The organism is Colwellia sp. BRX10-1, assembly GCF_014077545.1.
In the GTDB taxonomy this organism is placed as follows: domain Bacteria; phylum Pseudomonadota; class Gammaproteobacteria; order Enterobacterales; family Alteromonadaceae; genus Colwellia_A.
This window is the reverse complement of record NZ_JACGWC010000001.1, coordinates 283,228-306,444: the sequence shown is the minus strand read 5'-3', so window position 1 is coordinate 306,444 and position 23,217 is coordinate 283,228. Positions and strand designations below refer to the sequence as shown.

The following is a 23,217-nucleotide window of genomic DNA, read 5'->3' as shown; positions in this document are numbered from 1 at the left end:
TCTAAAGCATAAAATGACGCAAAAGACATCACAAGCTCCGCTAGCGATAGCGCAGTTAACAACCCAAAAAATTGTTGTCCTCGGTGCAGGGTTAACAGGGTTGTCTTGTGTGCGTTATTTAGCAAAAAATGGCTTAACTTGCTCGGTAAATGACAGTCGTGATAATGCCATTAATATTGACGTTTTTAAGCAAGAGTTTCCACATACATCGTTAACGTTAGGTGGCTGGGATAAAACACTGATCGCTTCAGCCGATGTTTTACTGGTCAGCCCAGGTGTAGATACCAGTGTTGCTGACATTGCTAAGCAGATAAGCAAAAATTGTATTGTTGCTGGAGACGTTGAGCTTTATTGTCAAAATAATAACACCGCTATTCTTGCTGTTACCGGTTCAAATGGTAAATCAACGGTGGTGTCTTTATTGGCTTTTCTCGGACAAAGGCTGGGTAAAAAAGTTGAACTAGGCGGTAATATTGGAGTACCGGTACTAGAACAATCGCAAAAATCACTCGACTGCTTAGTCTTAGAACTTTCTAGTTTTCAATTAGAAACATTACGCAGTATGAAGGCGATTGCTGCAACTGTTTTAAATGTGAGTGATGATCATTTAGATCGTCATAAAACCTTAGAAAACTATGCCGCGATTAAACGAGGTATTTATCAACAGTGTCAAACGGCTATTACTAATCGTGATGATGTTAATACTCAACTTGTTGGTAAGGCGCAAAAGTCACTTTCGTTTGGTAGCGATGTTGCACTTGACGGTCATTTTGGCATGTCGGTGATTGATGGACAAAGACAATTAATGTTTGGCTCAAAGCCGCTTATTGGTGTTAATCAACTACCTATTGCCGGTTTACACAATGCCTTGAACTGTTTAGCGGTATTGGCACTAGGTCATAGTGCTGGTTGGCCACTTGATGAGATGTTAGTACATTTAGTCGAATTTAAAGGCTTGGAACATCGTTGTCAGCTGATATCAACGTATAAAAATGTGCAATGGATTAACGACTCTAAAGCAACCAATGTTGGCGCAACCCTAGCAGCGATTGAAGGCTTAGCCGCTATGATGTCAGTAGATAACAACTTATATGTTATTGCGGGTGGCGATGGCAAAGGAGCAGACTTTTCCCCATTAACTAACGTTTTTTCTAAAGATGTTAGCCATGTTTTTACCTTAGGTAAAGACGGCGATGAAGTGGCTGCTGTCGCTAATAAAGCACAGATAAAAAATAGTAAAGTTACCCGTATTGAACAAGCGATTAATATCCTTGGTAATATCGTTAAATCAGGTGATGTAGTGTTACTTTCACCGGCTTGTGCCAGCATTGATATGTTCAAGAACTTTGCTGAACGTGGCGAAGTCTTTGTCAATGCGGTTAACAAGTTGAGCGGAGAAAATAAAACACCAAGCTTGCCAGAGGAGAACTCATGACAACATCAGTTCTCTCTAAACTCGATAATATAAAACTACCCATGTGGTTATCGGCAGAGCAAGGTTCTAGCAGCGCTACATTTGATCGTACGTACTTATTACTCGCTATTAGTATGTATATGATTGGTCTCATTATGGTCGCCAGTTCGTCTATGCCTGTAGCAGAAAGATTGTTCAATGACCCGTTTCATTTTGTCGAGCGTCACTTTATTTATATTTGTATAAGTTTGTTGGTGGCCGTTGTCACGATGAGCGTACCGATGAGTCTTTGGCAAAAACATAGTGGGCATTTACTGCTATTGGGGATTTTGCTGTTAGTTGTGGTGTTAGTGATTGGCCGAACGGTTAATGGTTCGACACGGTGGATTGTTGTGGGGCCAATAACGTTACAAGCGGCAGAGCCTGCGAAATTGTTTTTCTTTTGTTATTTATCGTCTTATCTTGTTCGACGTCGTGATGAAGTGATGGAAAACGTTAAAGGGTTTGCTAAACCACTCGTTGTCTTTACTGTACTTGGTGGTTTGTTATTAATGCAACCAGATTTAGGTACCATTGTTGTGATGTTTGTGACCACTTTTGGTCTGTTATTTTTAGCTGGCGCTAAACTTTGGCAATTTGCTTGTGTATCTGGCGTTGGCATTAGTTTATTATCCGCGCTCGCTTATTTTTCTCCTTATCGTTGGGCGCGAGTTACCGGCTTTTTAGACCCTTGGGAAGATCCATTTGGCAGTGGTTATCAATTAACACAATCATTGATGGCATATGGCCGTGGTGAGATTTTTGGACAAGGGTTAGGAAATAGTATTCAAAAGCTAGAATATTTACCCGAAGCGCATACCGATTTTGTTATGGCGGTTGTTGCAGAAGAATTTGGCTTTATTGGCATAAGCGTGATCTTAATGCTGAGTATGTTTTTAGTGCTCAAGGCACTGTTACTTGGCAGAGCCGCTTTACAAAAAGAAAAATATTTCGAAGGCTTTTTTGCTTACGCTATTGGTATTTGGATAAGCTTTCAAGCTGCGGTCAATGTTGGTGCTAGTGCAGGTGTAGTACCCACTAAAGGGTTAACGATGCCGTTATTAAGTTATGGCGGTAGCTCGATGATCATTATGACCATGGCGGTGTTTATCTTGATGAGAATAGATCATGAGATACGTTTGCAAAGTATTCAGGCGACCACTAAGAAAAAATCAAAGAAAAACAAAATAAAAAAAAGTAATGCAATGAATAAAATAGTAGTAAAACCCAAAACTAAAGATGATAAGGAGGGTGAACAATATGACTGGATTTGAAAATACAACTAGCAAAAAAGCACCCACTTTATTAGTGATGGCTGGTGGCACAGGTGGTCATATTTTCCCAGGTATAGCTGTGGCAGAAATGCTCAAAGCTCAAGGCTGGAAGATACATTGGCTTGGCACTGAAAAACGTATGGAAGCAAAAATTGTTCCTGAGCATGGGTTTGATATTTCATTTATCAATATTGCCGGTGTACGTAATAAAAGCTTGTTAGAGCGTGTTAAAATACCGTTTCAATTATTACAGTCGGTTTTACAATCAATTGCGATATTACGCAAAGTAAAACCCGATGTTGTCTTAGGCATGGGCGGTTATGCAAGTGCTCCTGGTGGCTTTGCTGCTTGGTTAATGCGGATCCCTTTAGTTTTACATGAACAAAATGCGGTTGCTGGCATGACAAACCGTTATTTAGCGAAAATTGCCACTAAAGTGTTGAGTGCATTCCCAAACGCTTTTACCGCTAATATTGACTTTCAGGTGGTTGGAAACCCGTTGCGTAAAGAAATAACCGCGTTAACGCCAGTGATCCCCGAGAATCCAAGTAGTAGTAAAAAAGTACTAGTGGTTGGTGGAAGTCTTGGCGCTAAAATTTTGAATGAAACCGTGCCACAAGCGCTAAAACAAATACAACTGCAAAATATTGACGTTTGGCATCAAACGGGTCGTGATAATCAAACAGCAGTACTGGCCAGCTATAAAAAGTTTGGCTTGTCAGAAGATAAAGTTAAAGTGACTGAATTTATTGAAGATATGGCGGCCGCTTATCAATGGGCAGACATTGTTGTTTGCCGAGCAGGTGCCTTAACCGTTTCAGAACTCGCTATGGCAGCTAAACCTGCTATTTTTGTGCCTTTACCTCATGCCGTTGATGACCATCAAACCAAAAATGCGATGTATTTAGTTTCACGTGGTGCTGCAAAATTATTACCACAAAAAGAATTTAACGGTACGACCTTAGCGCAAATGCTTAACAGCCTTTTTATTTCCGACAGCGTAGTAAGGTCGATGGTGAAAGCGGCGCACGATGCTGCTCACGTTGATGCAACTCTCCGTGTTGCTAATACTTGCGCGGAGTTAGTTAACTAATGAGTAAGATAATGAGAAATAAAATAGCCAATAACACCGCACCTATTAAATTACCAGAAATGCGCCGGGTAAAAAGCATTCACTTTGTCGGTATTGGCGGTGCAGGTATGGGGGGTATTGCTGAAGTATTGTTAAATGAAGGCTACCAAATTACTGGCTCTGATATTGGCGAAAATCAAGTTGTTACTCGCTTAATGGCGTTAGGTGCAAATATTACTATAGGTCATGCGGCAGATAACATTGTTGGTGCGAGTGTTATTGTTGTTTCAACGGCAATTAAAGCAGATAACCCTGAATTGGTGAATGCGCAAACGTTACGTATTCCTGTGGTACGTCGTGCAGAAATGTTAGCTGAATTAATGCGTTTTCGCCATGGTGTTGCGATTGCGGGGACTCATGGCAAAACAACAACGACCAGTTTGATTGCAAGTATTTTTGCTGAAGGTGACCTAGACCCAACATTTGTGATTGGTGGTTTATTAAATAGCGCTGGCACCAATGCACGTTTGGGTAAAAGTCGTTACCTTATTGCAGAAGCCGATGAGAGTGACGCGTCATTCTTGCATCTGCAGCCTATGGTTTCAGTGATCACTAATATCGACGAAGATCACATGGAGACTTACCAAGGTGATTTTGAAAAACTTAAAGATACCTATATCGAATTTTTACATAACTTACCGTTTTATGGTTTAGCAGTTGTTTGTATTGATAACGATGTTGTGCGTGAACTCATTCCAAGAATGGGTCGTCAAGTGATCACCTATGGTTTTAGTGAAGATGCTGATGTACGAGCGACAAACTTTCAACAAAATGGTGGCGTTAGTCATTTTACCGTACAGCGTGAAGGTTTTGCTGATATCAATATGTCAGTAAACTTACCCGGTGAACATAATGTGCTGAACGCCTTGGCGAGTATCGCTGTTGCAACTGATGAAGGCGTAGACGACGCGGCCATTGTCAGTGCTCTAGAAAAATTTGCGGGTATCGGTAGACGTTTTGAACAATTGGCTAATTTAGCGACAGAAAAAGGTGAGATGATCTTAGTCGATGATTATGGACATCACCCTCGTGAAGTTAAAGCAACAATTAAAGCAATGAGAAATGGCTGGCCTGAAAAACGCTTAGTGATGATTTTTGAGCCACACCGTTATTCTCGTACACGCGATTTATACGAAGACTTTGTTGAAGTGTTATCTGAAGTCGATTGCTTATTTTTACTCGATGTTTATGCGGCGGGCGAAGCGCCTATCAACAGTGCTGACAGTAAAAGCCTAGCGCGAAGTATTCGCCAGCGTGGTCAAATTGAACCTATCTATGTTAGTAGCGCTGAAATATTAGCAGAATTGTTGCAAGCGCAATTACAAGACGGCGATATGGTTATTACACAAGGCGCAGGTACTATTGGCGTTATAGCTCGTGAAATTATGATAAACCCGTTACTAAATGTTGACCTTAAAGGGGCTAAAAAGTGAAAGCACTGAAAGACCAAAGGTTAGCTGTTTTATATGGCGGCGACTCAGCAGAACGCGAAGTATCACTTAATTCTGGAAAAGCGATTACCAAGGGTCTACAACAAGCTGGTTTTGACGTTGAACTCATCGACACTCGAGGATTTTGTTTAGCTGACTTAACTAAACGAAATATCGATCGTGTTTTTATCGCTTTGCATGGTCGAGGCGGTGAAGATGGTTGTGTGCAGGGGGCTTTACAATATATGGGCATCCCCTATACCGGTTCTGATGTCTTAGGGTCTGCGTTGTCCATGGACAAAATTCGTAGTAAGCAAGTGTTTCAAGCACAAGGATTACCGACTGCGCCTTTTGCTATTGTCGAAAAAGAGGCTTACCAAGAAACTCAAGCAGAAAAAATACTGGCGACACTCGGTGGTATGGTCATGGTTAAGCCAGCCAATGAAGGCTCAAGTATTGGTATGGCCAAAGCCAAAACAGCCAATGAATTACACCAAGCATTAACGACTGCCTTTGAATATGATGACCAAATTTTAGTAGAAGCATGGATTAATGGTCCTGAATATACGGTGGCTATTTTAGGCGAAGAAGCGTTACCCGCCATTCATATGGAAACGCCTCGTGAGTTCTATGACTACGAAGCTAAATATCAATCAACGACAACACAATATCATTGTCCTGCTGGTTTGAGTGATGAAGATGAACAAGCGCTTAAAGCATTAGCGCTTAAAGCTTTTAAAGCAACCGGTGCAAAAGGATGGGGGCGCGTAGATGTTATGCGTAACAATGAAAATAAATGGCAGCTACTGGAAGTCAATACTGTTCCAGGTATGACTGAAACGTCATTGGTACCTAAAGCAGCAAAGGTACACGGCTTAAGTTTTAGTGAGCTGGTAACAAAAATAGTCGCCATTAGCACCGGACAATTAGCAGATAAATAATGACAATAACTAGTAGCAATCAACCGTCATTGTCACCATTAATGACGGAGCAACAAGAAAAATTACACTGGTCTTTTTGGCTCGGTGTGACTTTTTTTGTGCTGGTGATTGTTACTATTATTTCATTCAGTTGGTTTTTAAATAATAAAATGTCATCTGAAGAGTCAATGCCTGTTACGTCGATTGTTATTGGCGGTGAAATGCCGTTTACAAATAGACAAGATATAGAAAATGCGATTGAAGATGTTAACTTAGGAAACTTTTTTAATGTTGATGTCAATCACGTACAACAGAAAGTGGCTGAATTACCTTGGGTGTACTCGGTATCGGTACGAAAAAAGTGGCCGAATGAACTGAAAATTTATGTTGTTGACCAAACGCCGATTGCTTTATGGAATGGTGACTTTTTAATTAATCAATACGGTAAAGCATTTCAGGCAGACACCACACGTTTACAGTCTGCATTACCGGCATTTTTTGGTCCTGAAGGCAGTGAAGATCTTGCCTTAAGTAACTTTGTTAATTTAAGTAAGTTGCTGAAGTTTAGTGAGCTGTCAATTGATGAGTTGTTACTTACCGAACGTCATTCTTGGCAGTTAACGCTGAAAAACGGCATAACGCTTAATTTAGGTAGAGAAAACAAAATTGAGCGTGTACAAAGATTTATGAATGTCTACCCGCAAATAATGAAAACAAAAGAAGAAAATCAGCAAGTGGATTATGTTGATTTACGTTATGACACTGGACTCGCTGTTGGTTGGAAAACCGCAGAGAATAAACAAAGAGCTTAACTTTAATGTCAAAAGTAAACGAAAGAAACTTGGTAGTAGGTTTAGACATAGGAACGTCGAAAATATCTGTTGCTGTTGGTGAAATAACACCGGACAATCAATTAAGTATTGTTGGTGTTGGAAATCAACCTGCACGAGGTATGGATAAAGGTGGCGTTAATGATTTGAATTTGGTTATTCAATCAATTCAGCGTGCTATCAACGAAGCTGAATTAATGGCCGATTGCCAAATTAGCTCGGTTTACTTAGGTATTTCAGGTAAGCATATTAGTTGTCAAAATGAAAATGGCATGGTGCCAATCAATGACAAAGAAGTCATTCAAGAAGATGTTGATAACGTAATACATACCGCGCGTTCAGTACCGATTTCCGCGGAACGACGCATGTTACATGTACTACCACAAGAATTTAGTATTGACTGCCAAGATGGCATAAAAAGCCCGATTGGTATGTCAGGTGTCCGAATGGAGGCCAAAGTTCATATTGTTACTTGTGCTAACGACATGGCTAAAAATATTGTTAAATGTGTTGAGCGCTGTGAAGTAAAAGCCGATCAACTTATTTTTTCAGCATTAGCATCTAGTTATGCTGTGCTAACAGATGATGAGAAAGAACTCGGTATTTGTGTGGTAGACATGGGCGCAGGTACGATGGATATTGCGGTATTTGCTGGCGGTGCTTTAAGACACACTGCGGTTATACCTGTGGCCGGTAATCAGGTCACCAGTGATATTGCGAAAATTTTTAGAACGCCGTTAAGCCACGCAGAAGACATTAAAGTGCAATATGCTTGTGCGCTTCGACAAATGGTGAGTATGGAAGAGAACATTGAAGTACCGAGTGTTGGTGGTCGTCCTGCACGCTCAATGTCTCGTCACACTTTAGCGGAAGTTGTTGAGCCACGTTACCAAGAGCTTTTTGAACTTATTCAAGAAGCAGTTCGCGAAGCGGGCTTAGAAGATCAAATTGCCGCAGGTTATGTGTTAACCGGTGGTACAGCGAAAATGGAAGGTGTTGTTGAGTTTGCTGAAGAAGTTTTTCAAATGCCAGTACGTGTCGCTAAGCCAAAAGGTATGAGTGGTTTAAAAGAGTATGTTGATGATTCAACTTACTCAACGGTTGTTGGTTTATTACATTACGGTATGCAAGCCAATGAACAACAAAGTATAGAGAGTAAGAAAAGTGAAGGTATTGCTAGTATTACTTCGCGTATCTTAGCTTGGTTTAAAGGTGAGTTTTAACCCTCATTAAGAGCCTTGTTATAAGAAGAGTAAATAAATTTTTATAATCTGCCTCAATCATGGTGGATAAGTAAAAAGTAAGAGTTAAATCGCGTTTTGGTGGAACAAAACATAAAAATCGGAGAGAGTAAAAATGTTTGAATTAATGGAAGATCATAACGAAGAAGCAGTAATCAAAGTCATTGGTGTTGGTGGCGGTGGCGGTAATGCAGTTGAGCACATGGTTTGTCAAACCATTGAAGGTGTTGAATTTATTACGGCAAATACCGATTCACAAGCATTACGTAATTCAGCAGCCAATGTTACTTTACAACTTGGTGCAGATGTTACTAAAGGCTTAGGTGCCGGCGCTAACCCTGAAATAGGTCGTCGCAGCGCTGAAGAAGACAGAGAAACGATTAGAGAAACTCTACAAGGGGCTGATATGATCTTTATCGCCGCAGGTATGGGTGGTGGTACAGGTACGGGTGCTGCTCCAGTTGTTGCTGAAATTGCAAAAGAAATGGGCATATTAACGGTTGCTGTTGTTACCAAACCCTTCCCATTTGAAGGCAAGAAACGCATGAACTATGCAGATCAAGGTATTGAGTTATTATCAAAAAGTGTCGACTCATTAATTACTATACCTAATGAAAAATTATTAAAAGTTTTAGGCCCAGGTACGTCGTTACTTGACGCTTTTAAAGCCGCAAATAATGTATTGTTAGGTGCTGTGCAGGGTATTGCAGAGCTAATTACTCGTCCAGGTTTGATTAACGTCGATTTCGCCGATGTGCGTACCGTTATGTCAGAAATGGGCACAGCAATGATGGGTTCTGGTATTGCATCGGGTCCTGATCGTGCAGAAGAAGCTGCAGAAGCTGCAATTTCGAGTCCATTACTTGAAGATGTTGACCTAGCTGGTGCTCGCGGTATTTTGGTAAACATTACTGCTGGCATGGATATTAGTATCGATGAATTTGAAACAGTGGGTAATGCAGTAAAGGCCTTTGCTTCTGAAAATGCAACGGTTGTTGTTGGTGCGGTTATCGACCCTGAAATGACTAATGAATTACGTGTAACTGTAGTTGCAACCGGTATTGGTGCTGATCGCAAGCCAGATATAACATTAGTAAATCCAGCTCCTACTGTTGCACCTATTGCCGTTGGCCAAGAATTTATTGCTAGCCCACAGGCAGAAGTAAATACAGCGCCGATAACAATGCAAGACAGCAATGCTCAAGTACAAACTGCAGCAGATATCGAGAACTATTTAGATATCCCGGCATTTTTACGTAAACAAGCTGACTAATTTGAACGGTTAATTTTGTCATCAGAGAATAAAAATAGTGTATATAATCGCTAATATTATTCGAATTAATATGTGACTAGGATACAGCTGGTTGAACAGTTGTGTGTAAAATAATGTGAAGCTAAAAGCTGATATTTTGATTTTGTTATGTTTTTCTGCTATATTGTGCGCCCGTCGAAAGAGGACGGTGCATTTCAAGGTTAGTAAAAGCTTAATAAGGCATTTATGATTAAACAACGTACATTAAAAGACAGTGTAACCGCCGTTGGTGTTGGTTTACACAAAGGTGAAAAGGTGCAGTTGACTCTCCGTCCTGCGCCAGCCAATACTGGTATTGTTTTTCGCCGCATAGATTTAGATCCGATTGTTGAAATTTCAGCAACGCCTGAAGCTGTGGGCGAGACAACTTTGTGTACGTGCTTAGTCAATGAACAAGGTGTGAAGATTTCCACCGTCGAGCACTTGTTATCAGCTGCCGCAGGTTTAGGTATTGACAACTTAATTGTTGAAATAGATTCTCCTGAAATCCCGATTATGGACGGTAGCGCATTGCCGTTCGTTTATTTAATACAGTCGGTTGGCATCAAAACATTAGCAGCAGCAAAACGTTTTATTCGCATAAAGAAAACTGTTCGTGTTGAAGAAGGTGACAAATGGGCAGAATTAAAGCCTTACCATGGTTTTAAAATTAATTTTGCTATTGAATTTGAACATCCTGTTATTTCTAAAACATGTCAGACGATGAGCATGGACTTATCTAGCTGTTCTTTTATTAAAGAAATTAGTCGAGCACGTACTTTTGGCTTTATGAGTGATATCGAATTTCTTCGCTCTCACGATTTAGCTTTAGGTGGCAGTTTAGAAAATGCCATTGTACTTGACGAATACCGCATGCTTAATAAAGATGAATTACGCTATGACGATGAATTTGTTAAACACAAAATACTCGATGCGATTGGCGACTTGTACATGTGTGGTCACAGCATTTTAGGTGAGTTAAATGCCTTTAAATCCGGACATGGCTTAAATAATATCTTGTTAAGAGAAGTCTTTAAGCAAAAAGAAAGTTGGGAATGGGTGACTTACGAAGATGAAACACCGTCTCCTATCCAATATCAAGAAGTAACGGCTGCCGCATTTTAATTAAGATACTACTAATGTTACTCAATAAAAAAACCAGTCAAATGACTGGTTTTTTATTTTAAGATAAAGGGTATAAATCATATCTAGGCAAAATTATCATATGGCGTTTTTGTCAGCGTGTTTTGCCAATTTTTCTAATTTTTTACGTAAACTCTCTGGTGCGTTTTTAGCAATAGCCAATAATTGGTTAGCGGTGTTTTGTGAGATATGTAATGGCTCCGCGGGTTTTTCTTCAGATTGATAAACGACTTTATTGCGATAAGGCGATACCTTAATTTCAATTTGATCAAAAGCCTTGTCGGTAGCAATGGCCAGTTCACGGCAAATATTCATCCGTTCAAACTGTAGTCTTTGGCTCCAAACAGCAGATGTGACTTCAATTACTAAAGAATTTTGCTTAAAATTGGCAATATGCCAGACATCTGCTGGCAGGTCAGGGCAAGTTTGGCGTACAATGTCAGACAAGATAGTTAAAGAGTTGGTTTTTGCTGCTATTTGTGCCAAAGTGCCTTTCGATGATTGAAAGAGCTCTGACATATCTGAAGGTTTTCTTGTTTTGCGTGCCATTAACCACTCTACTTTGGAATAGTATTTAAGTAATTATGAGTTTAACACTACTATATCGTGGAAAGAACGTTAGATTTTCAATGACGCTGAATAAGTTGCATTGGTTGTCTGCGATCACTGTATTTGCGCTAATATCAGGCTTTGTTGTTCATTTGATTTTTTCTGCTGATGACGTGCCACAAGCTGTACCCTATGCTTTGAATTCACCCGCTAAGATAGATCCTCAGCAATTAACTGAACCACAATTAACCGCACTAACGATGAAACTCGCTGAGTTGCAAAGCCAAGTGTTACGACTGAATGCTTTAGGTGACCGTTTAGCAAGTGAAGCATCAATTCCAGAAAATGAATTTAATTTTCAACAATTACCGCCATCAGGTGGTCCTATGCTGCAGAGTGAAAACCATTATAAAAAGCCACTGGCAGAGTTGTTAACTGAAATATCAACACTAGAAGAAAGTTTGCACCACGAAGAAAATCAACTGACTACGCTTGAATCTTTGACTTTGGGTCACCATATAGAAAGTAGCAGCTATTTGTCTGGTCGACCAATGATTGGTGGTTGGCTCTCTTCATATTACGGTGTACGAAAAGACCCATTTAGTGGTAAAGCAGCGATACATAAAGGTGTAGACTTCGCAGGTAAAGAAGGTGCTGCGATAATTGCAACGGCTTCAGGTGTTGTTTCTTGGGCAAGTGACCGGTACGGCTACGGGCAACTTATCGAGATTAATCACGGTAGGGGATTAAAAACTCGTTATGGTCATAATAAAAATTTACTCGTTAAAGTAGGAGATGTGGTTAGCAAAGGACAAATTATTGCACGTATGGGTAGCACGGGGCGCTCGACTGGACCTCATGTTCATTACGAAATTTTACGCAATAATGCACAAATAGATCCAATTAAGTTCGTATATAGAAAAGCAAAATAAAAACAATTTATGTGACCCTTGTTGGTCACGTTATTTTCAGCGGAAGTATTTCTTCTAATATCAATATGGTTTAACAAGATGTTTGTAAAGTTAATGACGAAAATGTTTGGTAGTCGTAATGATCGATTAATTAAACAAATGAATAAAGAAGTTTTAAAAATAAACGCCTTAGAGCCCGTTATGGAAGCTCTTTCTGACGAAGAACTAAAAGCAAAAACCGCAGAATTTAAAGAGCGTTTAGCCAAAGAAGAATCTCTATCAAGTATCCTACCAGAAGCGTTTGCTGTTGTACGTGAAGCCAGTAAACGTGTCTTTGGCATGCGCCACTTTGATGTACAAATGATCGGCGGCATGGTCTTAAACGATGGTAAAATTGCGGAGATGCGCACTGGTGAAGGTAAAACGTTAACCGCGACACTTCCTTCTTACCTCAACGCATTAACAGGTAAGGGTGTTCACGTTATAACGGTGAATGATTACCTAGCAACACGTGATGCTGACTGGTGTCGACCATTATTTGATTTTCTAGATATGACGGTAGGTTGTAATATTGCCGGATTAGCATCAGCTGAAAAGCAAGCGGCTTATAATTCAGATATTACCTATGGTACTAACAACGAATTTGGTTTTGATTACTTACGTGACAATATGGCCTTTTCGCCAGAAGAACGTACGCAAAAGCCATTAAATTTTGCTGTTATTGATGAAGTCGATTCAATTTTAATCGATGAAGCTAGAACTCCCTTGATTATTTCGGGTCAAGCCGAAGATAGCTCTGAACTTTATCGTCAAATTAACCTTGTTGTGCCGACGTTGGTACTACAAAACGAAGAAGACAAAGATAAAGATACTGGTCAATCTAAAGATTTTGTTGAAGGTGATTTCACCATTGATGAAAAGTCTAAGCAAATCTATCTAACAGAGCATGGCCAAATAAGAATTGAAGAAATCATGAATGAGAAAGGTCTCATTCAAGACGGCGATTCTTTGTTTTCAGCCACCAATATTACCTTATTGCATCATGTTATGGCGGCATTACGTGCCCATAAGCTTTTCCAAAAAGATGTCGATTATATTGTTAAAGATGATGAAATCGTTATTGTTGATGAACATACCGGCCGTACAATGGAAGGCCGTCGTTGGTCAGAAGGGTTACATCAAGCCGTTGAAGCAAAAGAAGGGGTGAATATTCAAAACGAAAATCAAACCTTAGCTTCGATAACGTTCCAGAATTTTTTCCGTATCTACGAAAAATTATCAGGAATGACAGGTACTGCTGACACAGAAGCATTTGAGTTTAATCATATTTATGGTTTAGAAACCGTAGTTATTCCAACCAATCAACCTATGATCCGTAAAGATCTTGCTGATCTAATCTATTTAACCGCTGATGAAAAGTTTGAAGCGATTTTAGAAGATATTAAAGATTGTGTTGAACGCGGACAACCTGTGCTTGTTGGTACGATCAGTATAGAAACCTCTGAGTTTTTATCTGACTTCTTAAAGAAAGCAAAAATTAAGCACAAAGTATTGAATGCTAAGTTTCACCAGCAAGAAGCAGAAATTGTTGCTGATGCGGGTAAAGTTGGCGCAGTAACTATCGCAACCAACATGGCAGGTCGTGGTACCGATATCGTATTAGGCGGAAACTTTGATGCGATTGTTGCTAAATTAAAAGACCAAAGCAAAGAAAGCATCGCTAAAGCGAAAGAAGAATGGATAATACAGCACAATAAAGTCTTAGAATTAGGTGGCTTACACATAGTTGCCACTGAACGCCATGAGTCTCGTCGTATTGATAATCAATTACGCGGCCGTTCAGGACGTCAAGGTGATGCAGGTTCAACTCGCTTCTACTTATCGATGGAAGATGCACTGATGCGAATTTTTGCTTCAGAACGTATTTCAAACATGATGCGCAAGTTAGGCATGGAGCACGGCGAAGCCATTGAACATCCATGGGTCACTCGCAGCATCGAAAATGCTCAGCGTAAAGTTGAAGGTCGTAACTTCGATATTCGTAAACAACTTCTTGAGTTCGATGATGTTTCTAATGATCAACGCCAAGTTATTTATGAACAACGTAACGAGTTAATGGACGAAGCTGATATTGCTGATGTTATTAAAAATATTCGTACAGATGTAGTAACTGGTATTATAAATCAGCATATTCCTCAGCAATCTATGGAAGAAATGTGGGATATCTCTGGTTTAGAAGAGCGCTTTAAGGGCGAACTATCTTTAGAGTTCCCTATTGCAAAGTGGCTTGAAGAAGATACTAAATTGCATGAAGAAACTTTACGCGAAAAACTATTAGCAGAAGTTGAAGCTAACTATACCGAGAAAGAAGAGCAAGCTGGTGCCGATGTTATTCGTCAATTTGAAAAAGCGGTTATGTTACAAAGCTTAGATTCTCATTGGAAAGAACATTTAGCGGCGATGGATCATCTACGTCAAGGTATACATTTACGTGGCTATGCTCAGAAAAACCCTAAGCAAGAGTTTAAACGTGAATCTTTTGAGTTATTTGGTGAATTACTTGAGACCCTGAAATATGACGTTATCAGTATTCTTAGCAAAGTAAAAATTCGCGCTGAGTCTGATGTTGAAGCTGTTGAAGAGCAACATCGTAAAGCTGAAGATATTCCAAAAGAATATACCCACGAATCTGCTAGCAGTACAGAGACAAAGCCAGAAATACAACGAGTAGGTCGTAACGAAGCTTGTCCATGTGGTTCAGGTAAGAAATATAAGCAATGTCATGGTAAATTAACCTAATCGTTATTTATTAATATGCATGAAAAAAACGCCAGTTATTGACTGGCGTTTTTTATATGCGCAATGCTAATGACGATTATTATTGCAGTGTTCAGTTATAATTTTTGTTACAGACGAATCATCATTAACTAAATTCATTCGGACAATGTCGTTTTCACAGACATGGCAATGCATGGTTATGTAAAATTATGCGTAGGGTATGATTAGACGCTTTGTTGTTTAATCTAGGTTTGTCTTCTGCGTTAACAACGAAATCATTGATTAATTTAAAGCTTTAGGAAAGAGTTATGCAAAAAGTAGTACATGTAGCTGTCGGTGTTATCATGCGAGAAGAGCAGTACTTTCTTACCAAGCGCCTCGCTAATGCTCATCAAGGCGGGAAATGGGAGTTTCCTGGTGGTAAGGTGGAAAAAGATGAAACAGTTGCTCAGGCTTTGCACAGAGAGCTTCAAGAAGAAGTAGCAATAGATGTTCTCTCTTGCTACCCGCTCATTGAAGTTAGCCATGATTATGGCGATAAAAAGGTGCTATTAGACGTTTATGTGGTTGATAACTTCCAACATGAACCTATTGCCCAAGAAGGGCAGCAATCAGCTTGGTTCACATTAGCGCAATTAAGCCAATGTGACTTTCCCGCCGCTAATGTTGCAATTGTTGAAAAACTGCTAATGAACAAATAATACTATTCTGGTTCAACAAAAAACTTATTACTTTGTAAAAACTCACCTTCAAGTGCGTCAAGCATCTCTTCGGTTAACTGAATATCACCTTGTAATGGCTGGCTGATTTTATGTCCTTCATCAGCCCATTCACCAATATCAATTAACTGGCAACGTTTGCAGCAAAAAGGGCGAAACTGACTCTCTGGTTGCCAAATAACTTCTTTTTGACACGTTGGACAAGATACTTTTAAGGTCATAGTTGGTGCTTGTAATTAAATACTTAGTAGTAGGATTATACCCTTCCTACTCCAAGATGAAACCTGCATATTGAATGGATAAAGGGTATTTGTGAAATTAATTAAGCGAATGCTAGCAGCGAGCTAATTGAAATGAAGTGGCCTTATTTGAATACTTACGTCCGGTTTCATCACAAAGAGACATAAAGCGAATAGAATAACGCAGACGATTACCACTTACCGTTGGGTAATAAGGTGATTTTTGGTCAACTTTAATACGAAGTAATAAAATACCTTCACCATTATCTTGGTAAAAACCACTCTCGGTATCTATCTGTTTGAATTCAGCCCGTTGGCGAATAAACTTTAATATCATATCTAAAGCGCTTTTAACTTGTTCAAGTAGGGCAAGCCAGCCTTGGACATCTTTAGCAAGAATCTCACTGTCTTGATGTAACCAAAACTGTAATTGTGGTAAATCGAAACTTGAGCTGCCACCCTGCATGGCAAAGCGTTGTTTTAAGGTCGCCAGAAACTTGTCGTGTTTGAGTTGTGCCCACACAGGAGTATTTGGTTTTAATTGACAAATAAGCTCGACAGTTTGTTGTAGATTTTCAGCTAAGATACTGTCATCTATTTCAGGCGCTTGTGACCATATCACTAAATTTTGTTCTAGTTTTTCAAGATCTTTAATTAAGTCACCGCGAACATCATTTCGTTCTAAGGTATCAATAATGGCAAATAAGGCGTTAAAGAAAACTTGATGGCTGACTGAAATTTTACGCTGCAGACAATCTTGTGCCTGAGCAAATAAATGTTCAAGTTTAAGGTAGTTACGGATCCGTTCGTTAAGCGGATGTTCATATAAAATTTTAGTCATTAACCTAATGTCATCAATAAAGCTGAGTGTTTAGCTTTCCATACTAACGACACCCAACAGAAATGGCGAATTTTTTTGCTAAAAATAGTAAAATTTGTACAATTTTACTAACTCGTTGCTAAATTTCGATATTTTTGGTCTAGCTTAATGACACTCGCTTTTATTAGGCTCAAGTCAGAACCGGAGTTATCAATAATATCATCGGCATGTTTTAAGCGATCTTCCCTTGATATTTGACTGGCAATAATACGCTTTATTTCATCTGATGAGCTAGGATCACGCAATACCGCACGCTTAACTTGTGCTGATTCACTGATATCAATTACTAAAATACGTGCAACTAGACTCTGTAAGTTGTTCTCGATAAGTAAAGGTGCGACAAGCAAGCAATATGGTGACTGACTTTGCTGGATCTCTTCGAGCATGGTTTGTCTTATTAACGGGTGAAGTAAGTTATTAAGCCATTGTTTATCTGCTTCATTACTGAATATTTGACTGCGTAATAAGGCCCGATTAAGGGTGCCGTCTGGCATAATAAACGTCTTGCCAAAATGCTGAGATATTTGCAGTAATGCGCCGCTGTTAGGTGCGACAACTTTTCTTGCCGCGATATCGGCATCAATAATATCGATGCCTAAGTCGGCAAAAAAATTAGCAACGGTTGTTTTGCCACAACCAATACCGCCGGTTAAACCAATAACGATCTTTTTTGCTATAGTCATTTTCATTCGGCTAAAGCACTTGGACTAAATACCAAGACCATATATTTTCACCCCATAAAAATGTGATCCAACCTGCGATCGCAAGGTAAGGGCCAAAAGGAATCGCCTGATCTTTTTGATGATTTTTAAAAAGCATTAAACTAATGCCGATAATGGCACCGACTACTGATGCCATTAAAATAAGTAAGGGTAATAATTGCCAACCTAGCCAAGCACCAAAGAGTGCAAACAGCTTAAAATCACCAAAGCCCATACCTTCTTTGCCCGTCGCTAATTTGAACAGCCAAAAAACCGTAAAAAGGCTGGTGTAGCCGGCAATAGCGCCGATAACAGCATCTTCTAAAGGCACAATTCCATTTGATAGATTTACGATTAAGCCTAACCACATTAATGGCAGAACAATTTGGTCGGGGAGCAGCATATGATCAAAGTCGATCATCGTTAAGGCAATTAGGCCCCACGTCAATATTAAGGCGTAACAAGTGATAACAGTGACACCAAAATGTTGAGCAATAACTAAACTCAATAAAGCGGTACTTAATTCAACTAATGGATATCGCGCAGAAATTTTATTTTTACATTGGCTACATTTTCCTTTCAACACTAACCAGCTAACCACAGGAATGTTTTCATAAAAACGTATGCTATGTTGGCAATGTGGACAGGTAGAATCGGGCGTTGATAAAGTAAGGGGTTCTACTTGCTTTGTCGATGATGGCTTGAGCTCATCGGCAAGAAATTCTCGACACTCTTGATACCAACCTTGTTCTAACATTTTTGGAAAACGATAAATAACTACGTTTAAAAAGCTACCTATCATTAACGAGAAAACAAAAACAAAGCCATAAAAAAACAGCGAGTTACTTTCTAACAGATGAATAAATTCAGACAAGATAAAACCTTTTATTATTTATTAATTATTATTTAACTATGTTGAAAACTAATATAAAAATATTAGCGTGCGCACTAAACAACTTTACCTATTTCGAAAATAGGTAAGTACATAGCGATAATTAACCCGCCAATCACTACACCGAGCACTGCCATTATCATCGGCTCTAATAAACTGGTCAGTGAGTCTACTGCGTCATCAACTTGTTGCTCATATATTGTGGCAACTTTGGCAAGCATATCATCTACAGCGCCTGATTCTTCACCAATTGCGACCATTTGTATAACCATGTCAGGAAAGATATTACAGTTACGCATTGCTAAATTCATTTGCATACCCGATGACACTTCGGCGCGAATTTCAAGGATCGCTATACGAAAAACCGCATTACCAGACGCACCCGCAGCCGACTCTAATGCGTCAGGTAAGGGAACACCGGCGGCAAAGGTGGTAGATAAAGTTCTCGCGTAGCGGGCAACGGCTGCCTTTTCGAGTAAGGCACCAATAACCGGAATTTTTAATATTATTCTATCAACTCGGTCTCTAAAACTTTGGCTGTTAAGATGAGCTTTTTTAAAAAAGAAACTGGCAATAAATAGCCCCGCTAAGCCTAAATACCAATAAGCTTGCATAAATTCTGATATGGCAATAACAAATAAAGTAAACGCAGGTAACTCAGCGCCAAAGCTGGCAAAAATATCTTGAAATACCGGCACGACAAAAATTAATAATATTGAGGTAACAATAAATGCTATCACTAATACAGAAATAGGATAAGTCATCGCTTTTTTAATTTTAGACTTTAATGCTTCGGCTTTTTCTTTGTAAGTCGCAATACGATCATAAATGGTCTCAAGTGCGCCCGATTGTTCGCCAGAACTGACTAAATCACAATATAAGTCATCAAAGTATTTAGGATGGTCGCGTAAACATTCTGATAAAGGAATACCCGATTGCAGTTTATTATTGATATCACCTAACAATCTTTGCATATTGCCATTGCTATGACCTTTACCAATCATTTCAACGGTTTGTACTAAGGGGACACCAGCGCCAAGCATGGTGGCAATTTGCCGTGTAACAATGGCAATATCTGCAGGTATTATTTTTTTGTCATTGGCATTCCCAAAAATTGATTTGGCTTTCTTTTTTACTTTCCCTGGGGTAATGCCTTGTTTGCGTAGCTGAGATTTTAGCTCTAGCATGCTGGTCGCGGGTAGCTCACCATTAACTTTTTTACCCTTACGGTTTACCCCTTGCCAAACAAACGTATCAAGAGCTTTAGCTTGCGGTAATTTTCTTTTTTGAGCCCCTGAAGTTGCCATATAGTGTTTACCTGTAAAGTTAAAATATTAATCATTGTTAATACTAGTCAAGATCACTAAAAATAAAAAGTGAGTGGTTTATTGTTATGCAGACGTTATTCGGTTTATTTCTGCCAAACTTGTTACCCCTTGATGGGCTTTTTCTAAACCCGATTGGCGTAAGTTATTGTAACCTTCTTTTTGACACTGCTGAGCGATATCCATAGAATTTCCGCCTTCCATAATAATAGAAGACATTTTTTCACTGATTTTTATCACTTCATAAACACCAACACGACCTTTATAGCCGCCCGTACATTGATCGCAACCTACGGGTTTAAATAATTTTATTTCACTAAGTTGTTCAGGGGTAAAACCTTGCTTTTCTAGTTCAGGTCTAGGTATAACATCCTCAACTTTACAGCGATTACATAAGCGTCTGGCTAAACGCTGAGCAATAATAATACTGACCGAACTGGCAACGTTATATGAAGGAACGCCCATGTTTAATAATCGAGTCAGGGTTTCTGATGCCGAGTTTGTGTGCAATGTGGACAACACTAAGTGACCCGTTTGCGCGGCTTTAATCGCTATTTCAGCAGTTTCAAGATCACGAATTTCCCCTACCATAACAATATCAGGATCTTGACGAAGAAAAGAGCGCAGCGCATTAGGAAAGGTTAAGCCGGCACGCACATTAATTTGTACTTGATTAACGCCGTCTAAATTTATTTCTACCGGATCTTCTGCTGTTGATATATTACGTTCTTCGGTGTTAAGAATATTTAACCCGGTGTAAAGAGACACTGTTTTACCTGAGCCGGTCGGCCCTGTGACTAATATCATACCTTGTGGCTGCGCTAAAGCGTCCATGTAAATTTGCTTTTGCGCCGGCTCATAGCCGAGCATTTCAATACCTAACATCGCACTTGAAGAGTCAAGAATACGCATTACCACTTTTTCGCCCCACATCGTCGGTAGCGTTGAAACACGAAAATCAATTGATTTTTTCTTAGACAAGGCTAATTTTATCCGTCCATCTTGGGGAACTCGCCGTTCAGCGATATCGAGCTTTGACATGACTTTTAAACGTGCCGCCATTCGAGAGGCAAGTGATACTGGCGGCTTTGCCATCTCAGTTAAAATGCCATCAACACGAAAGCGTATACGGTAAGATTTTTCGTAAGGTTCAAAGTGTAAATCTGAGGCGCCTTTGCGAATAGCATCGAGTAATATCTTATTGATATAAACAACTATCGGTGCATCTTCTTTATCACCGGTAGCGCTATCATCTTCTTGGCGCTCCTCTTGAACGTCAATACCGGCAAGTTCAGCAGCATCAATATCAGTAATATCTAAAGCATCACTTTCTTCTTCCAGAATTTTATCAATAAATATTTGTAAATCTTTATCGTTAGTCAACACTAATTCGGTAGGAAAACCGGTGTTGAACTGAATATCTTCTAATGCATCTAAATCAGTGGGATCAGACATCGCTACGAATAATACTTTACCTCTAAGAAATAGCGGCAATGCATTATGTTTGCGGATCAATTTTTCGTTACGGATACCTTCGGGGATCATAGCCGTGTCAAAAGCGTTTAAATCTATGAGAGGATAGCCAAAACTGCGAGAGAGTATTTTGGCAATATTTTCAGCGTCTAAACTCTTATCTTCAATAAGAAAACGAATGAAAGGTTTTGATTGTTTAAGGAAGTCAGCACTTATAATGTCAACCTTATTTTCGGCGACAATATTATGTTTTAAAAGTGTAGATAATACACTTAATTGTCTGTGATGTCCTTTCATAGCAACCTTTTATTGTGAACTTTTAGATATATGCAAGTCATTATGTATTTACTCATAATGTTTACAATAAGTATAGCTTAACCCGTGATTGATTTAAGTAATAACAACGAGTTAATAAAGTTTAGACAATAAAAAAGCTCCCAAAGGAGCTTTTTTATAAATATTTACTAACTTATATTATTTTGCTTTACACCAGCCGCTAGTTAAACAACTAGCGGTTGTTGAAGTTATCGTCCAAGTTAAAGGGCTTCCTGTAGGAGTAGCAATCATATTGGAAGAATCAGTCGCTGCTGTTGACGCTGCTGTTATAACACCGTTCACAATAGTCATAGTGTCAAGGTTTGCATAAGTACCAGTAGCTACTGTAGCTGGAATACCTCCGACGCCTGCATCACATGAAGCTAATGAACCTTCAGTTTGGAAGCAAAGTTCCACTGCTGTTCTCGCTGCACCAACCATTGAAACTACTTCAGCAAACTTCGCTTTTTTTGTATAATCTTGATACGCAGGTAGCGCAACTGCGGCTAAAATACCGATGATCGCAACAACGATCATTAATTCAATAAGGGTAAAACCCTTTGCTTTGTTTAAAGATTTATTTTTTAAAGATTTAACATTGTTCATAATAGGTATTTCCATACATAATTACGGGGGCTGAATTCATCTTGCGACAAAAATCAGGAAATGTAAAATTTTGTGACACTTTTTTTATCATTTTTTTGATATTAGTTAAAAAAACATCAACAAGTAACATCCTTTTAACTAATTGTGACACGCTAAAATGTTAAACAAAGCGCATAGAAAGGTCAATAGCATTGATGTTTTTAGTTAATGCGCCCACTGAAATAAAATCGACACCTGCTTTTGCATAGCTTTTTAGTGATTCTATGGTCATATTGCCAGAAACTTCTAATTTGGTTTTACCTTGTGAAATTTCAGCGGTTGCTATAACCGCTTGCTCAATCATTTCATGACTAAAGTTATCAAGCATAATAATATCGCTGCCAGCCTTTAATGCTTGAGTGAGTTCTTCGATATTTTCAACTTCAACTTCAACCGTTTTATTTGGATGGTTTTTTCGAGCCGTTTGAATCGACTTCTCGATACCACCACAGGCGGCAATATGATTTTCTTTAATTAAAAAAGCATCAAATAAACCAATACGATGATTAACACCGCCGCCACATGTTACCGCATATTTTTGCGCGCTACGTAAGCCAGGCACTGTTTTTCGGGTATCAAGTAACTTAGTGTTACTCGCCGATAATTCTTTAACATAGCGACTGGTTAATGTTGCGGTTCCGGAAAGGGATTGTAAAAAATTTAAAGCACACCGTTCGCCAGTAAGAAGAACACGTGCGTTTCCAGATAATTCAAATAAAGTGCTATTGGCTTTGACACTTTCGCCGTCGTTAACAAACCAAGTAATATCCGTTTTTGTCTTATGTATCACATCGAGCTGGGCAAAAACTTCGTTAACCCAAGCCACACCACAAATAATACAATCTTCACGGGTAATGATATTAGCAACCGCTATATTTTCCAGTGGAATTAACTCAGCTGTAATATCTTGGCTATTTTTTAATGCGTCGGCGTTATCAACACCTAAATCTTCACATAATGCCCAAGTTACTGTTTTTTTAATATCGTGTTGTAGTTGCACAGAAAGCATTGAATTTTATTCTCTTGTTGGTAAATAATTAAGTGAGTTTTTAGTGGGGCGTTTATCGCCAGTAAAT

The 23,217-nt window shown here is 39.2% G+C and carries 21 protein-coding genes; 12 read left to right on the top strand and 9 right to left on the bottom strand.

The features are described from left to right. Positions 1–13: 13 nt before the first annotated feature. The 9 genes from murD to lpxC all read left to right on the top strand — a co-directional run bounded on the left by murD (position 14) and on the right by lpxC (position 10,696). Positions 14–1,435 (top strand): UDP-N-acetylmuramoyl-L-alanine--D-glutamate ligase, encoded by a 1,422-nt coding sequence (gene murD, locus H4J75_RS01325; RefSeq protein ID WP_182221132.1) that lies wholly within the window; start codon positions 14–16, stop codon positions 1,433–1,435. Positions 1,436–1,476: 41 nt separating this feature from the next. Further along, positions 1,477–2,727: a cell division protein FtsW gene (gene ftsW, locus H4J75_RS01320; protein WP_259366325.1), complete on the top strand. Its 1,251-nt coding sequence runs from the start codon at positions 1,477–1,479 to the stop codon at positions 2,725–2,727. Next, positions 2,714–3,820 (top strand): undecaprenyldiphospho-muramoylpentapeptide beta-N-acetylglucosaminyltransferase, encoded by a 1,107-nt coding sequence (gene murG / locus H4J75_RS01315; RefSeq protein WP_070374775.1) that lies wholly within the window; start codon positions 2,714–2,716, stop codon positions 3,818–3,820. Before ftsW ends, murG begins: the two co-directional genes overlap by 14 nt. Before the next feature lie 11 nt (positions 3,821–3,831). Further along, positions 3,832–5,292, top strand: a complete 1,461-nt coding sequence (murC, locus tag H4J75_RS01310; RefSeq protein WP_182221130.1) for a UDP-N-acetylmuramate--L-alanine ligase — start codon at positions 3,832–3,834, stop codon at positions 5,290–5,292. Beyond that, on the top strand, positions 5,289–6,230 hold the full coding sequence (locus H4J75_RS01305) for a D-alanine--D-alanine ligase (RefSeq protein WP_070374774.1): 942 nt from the start codon (positions 5,289–5,291) through the stop codon (positions 6,228–6,230). The genes murC and H4J75_RS01305 overlap by 4 nt, the downstream gene beginning before the upstream one ends. Further along, positions 6,230–7,021 (top strand): cell division protein FtsQ/DivIB, encoded by a 792-nt coding sequence (locus tag H4J75_RS01300; protein WP_259366317.1) that lies wholly within the window; start codon positions 6,230–6,232, stop codon positions 7,019–7,021. Before H4J75_RS01305 ends, H4J75_RS01300 begins: the two co-directional genes overlap by 1 nt. Before the next feature lie 5 nt (positions 7,022–7,026). Beyond that, a complete protein-coding gene (ftsA, locus tag H4J75_RS01295) occupies positions 7,027–8,262 on the top strand; it encodes a cell division protein FtsA (RefSeq protein WP_070374773.1) in 1,236 nt (411 codons plus the stop codon). A 133-nt stretch (positions 8,263–8,395) separates the two neighbouring features. Then, complete coding sequence (gene ftsZ, locus H4J75_RS01290) at positions 8,396–9,553, top strand: cell division protein FtsZ (RefSeq protein WP_070374772.1); 1,158 nt, start codon at positions 8,396–8,398, stop codon at positions 9,551–9,553. A gap of 225 nt (positions 9,554–9,778) precedes the next feature. Then, complete coding sequence (lpxC, locus tag H4J75_RS01285) at positions 9,779–10,696, top strand: UDP-3-O-acyl-N-acetylglucosamine deacetylase (protein ID WP_070374771.1); 918 nt, start codon at positions 9,779–9,781, stop codon at positions 10,694–10,696. Between the two features lie 96 nt (positions 10,697–10,792). Here the strand turns inward: lpxC and H4J75_RS01280 are convergent, their stop codons facing one another. Beyond that, a complete protein-coding gene (locus H4J75_RS01280) occupies positions 10,793–11,263 on the bottom strand; it encodes a DUF721 domain-containing protein (RefSeq protein ID WP_070374770.1) in 471 nt (156 codons plus the stop codon). An 80-nt stretch (positions 11,264–11,343) separates the two neighbouring features. Here H4J75_RS01280 and H4J75_RS01275 point away from each other — a divergent pair, with 80 nt between their 5' ends. The 3 genes from H4J75_RS01275 to mutT all read left to right on the top strand — a co-directional run bounded on the left by H4J75_RS01275 (position 11,344) and on the right by mutT (position 15,653). After that, positions 11,344–12,195: a M23 family metallopeptidase gene (locus H4J75_RS01275; protein ID WP_231907448.1), complete on the top strand. Its 852-nt coding sequence runs from the start codon at positions 11,344–11,346 to the stop codon at positions 12,193–12,195. Between the two features lie 78 nt (positions 12,196–12,273). Continuing rightward, positions 12,274–14,973 carry a preprotein translocase subunit SecA gene (gene secA / locus H4J75_RS01270; RefSeq protein WP_182202586.1) on the top strand — a complete coding sequence of 900 codons (2,700 nt, stop codon included), beginning with the start codon at positions 12,274–12,276 and terminating at the stop codon, positions 14,971–14,973. A 287-nt stretch (positions 14,974–15,260) separates the two neighbouring features. After that, positions 15,261–15,653 (top strand): 8-oxo-dGTP diphosphatase MutT, encoded by a 393-nt coding sequence (gene mutT, locus H4J75_RS01265; protein WP_182221129.1) that lies wholly within the window; start codon positions 15,261–15,263, stop codon positions 15,651–15,653. A 2-nt stretch (positions 15,654–15,655) separates the two neighbouring features. Here the strand turns inward: mutT and yacG are convergent, their stop codons facing one another. The 8 genes from yacG to nadC all read right to left on the bottom strand — a co-directional run bounded on the left by yacG (position 15,656) and on the right by nadC (position 23,141). Next, positions 15,656–15,892: a DNA gyrase inhibitor YacG gene (gene yacG, locus H4J75_RS01260; protein ID WP_070374766.1), complete on the bottom strand. Its 237-nt coding sequence runs from the start codon at positions 15,890–15,892 to the stop codon at positions 15,656–15,658. 112 nt (positions 15,893–16,004) lie between these two features. Beyond that, on the bottom strand, positions 16,005–16,751 hold the full coding sequence (gene zapD / locus H4J75_RS01255; protein WP_182213328.1) for a cell division protein ZapD: 747 nt from the start codon (positions 16,749–16,751) through the stop codon (positions 16,005–16,007). 107 nt (positions 16,752–16,858) lie between these two features. Further along, positions 16,859–17,473 carry a dephospho-CoA kinase gene (coaE, locus tag H4J75_RS01250; protein WP_182221128.1) on the bottom strand — a complete coding sequence of 205 codons (615 nt, stop codon included), beginning with the start codon at positions 17,471–17,473 and terminating at the stop codon, positions 16,859–16,861. A 10-nt stretch (positions 17,474–17,483) separates the two neighbouring features. Then, positions 17,484–18,365: an A24 family peptidase gene (locus H4J75_RS01245; RefSeq protein ID WP_259366316.1), complete on the bottom strand. Its 882-nt coding sequence runs from the start codon at positions 18,363–18,365 to the stop codon at positions 17,484–17,486. A gap of 74 nt (positions 18,366–18,439) precedes the next feature. Next, complete coding sequence (locus tag H4J75_RS01240) at positions 18,440–19,690, bottom strand: type II secretion system F family protein (protein ID WP_182221127.1); 1,251 nt, start codon at positions 19,688–19,690, stop codon at positions 18,440–18,442. 84 nt (positions 19,691–19,774) lie between these two features. Beyond that, the gene (pilB, locus tag H4J75_RS01235) at positions 19,775–21,478 is read right to left on the bottom strand and encodes a type IV-A pilus assembly ATPase PilB (protein WP_182221126.1); all 1,704 of its coding nucleotides are present in this window, start codon (positions 21,476–21,478) and stop codon (positions 19,775–19,777) included. A 177-nt stretch (positions 21,479–21,655) separates the two neighbouring features. Then, positions 21,656–22,102, bottom strand: coding sequence for a prepilin-type N-terminal cleavage/methylation domain-containing protein (locus H4J75_RS20355; protein ID WP_182221125.1), 447 nt, complete (start codon positions 22,100–22,102; stop codon positions 21,656–21,658). Positions 22,103–22,262: 160 nt separating this feature from the next. After that, entirely contained in the window at positions 22,263–23,141 is an 879-nt protein-coding gene (gene nadC, locus H4J75_RS01225) for a carboxylating nicotinate-nucleotide diphosphorylase (RefSeq protein ID WP_404842390.1), read from the bottom strand. Between the last annotated feature and the right edge of the window lie 76 nt (positions 23,142–23,217).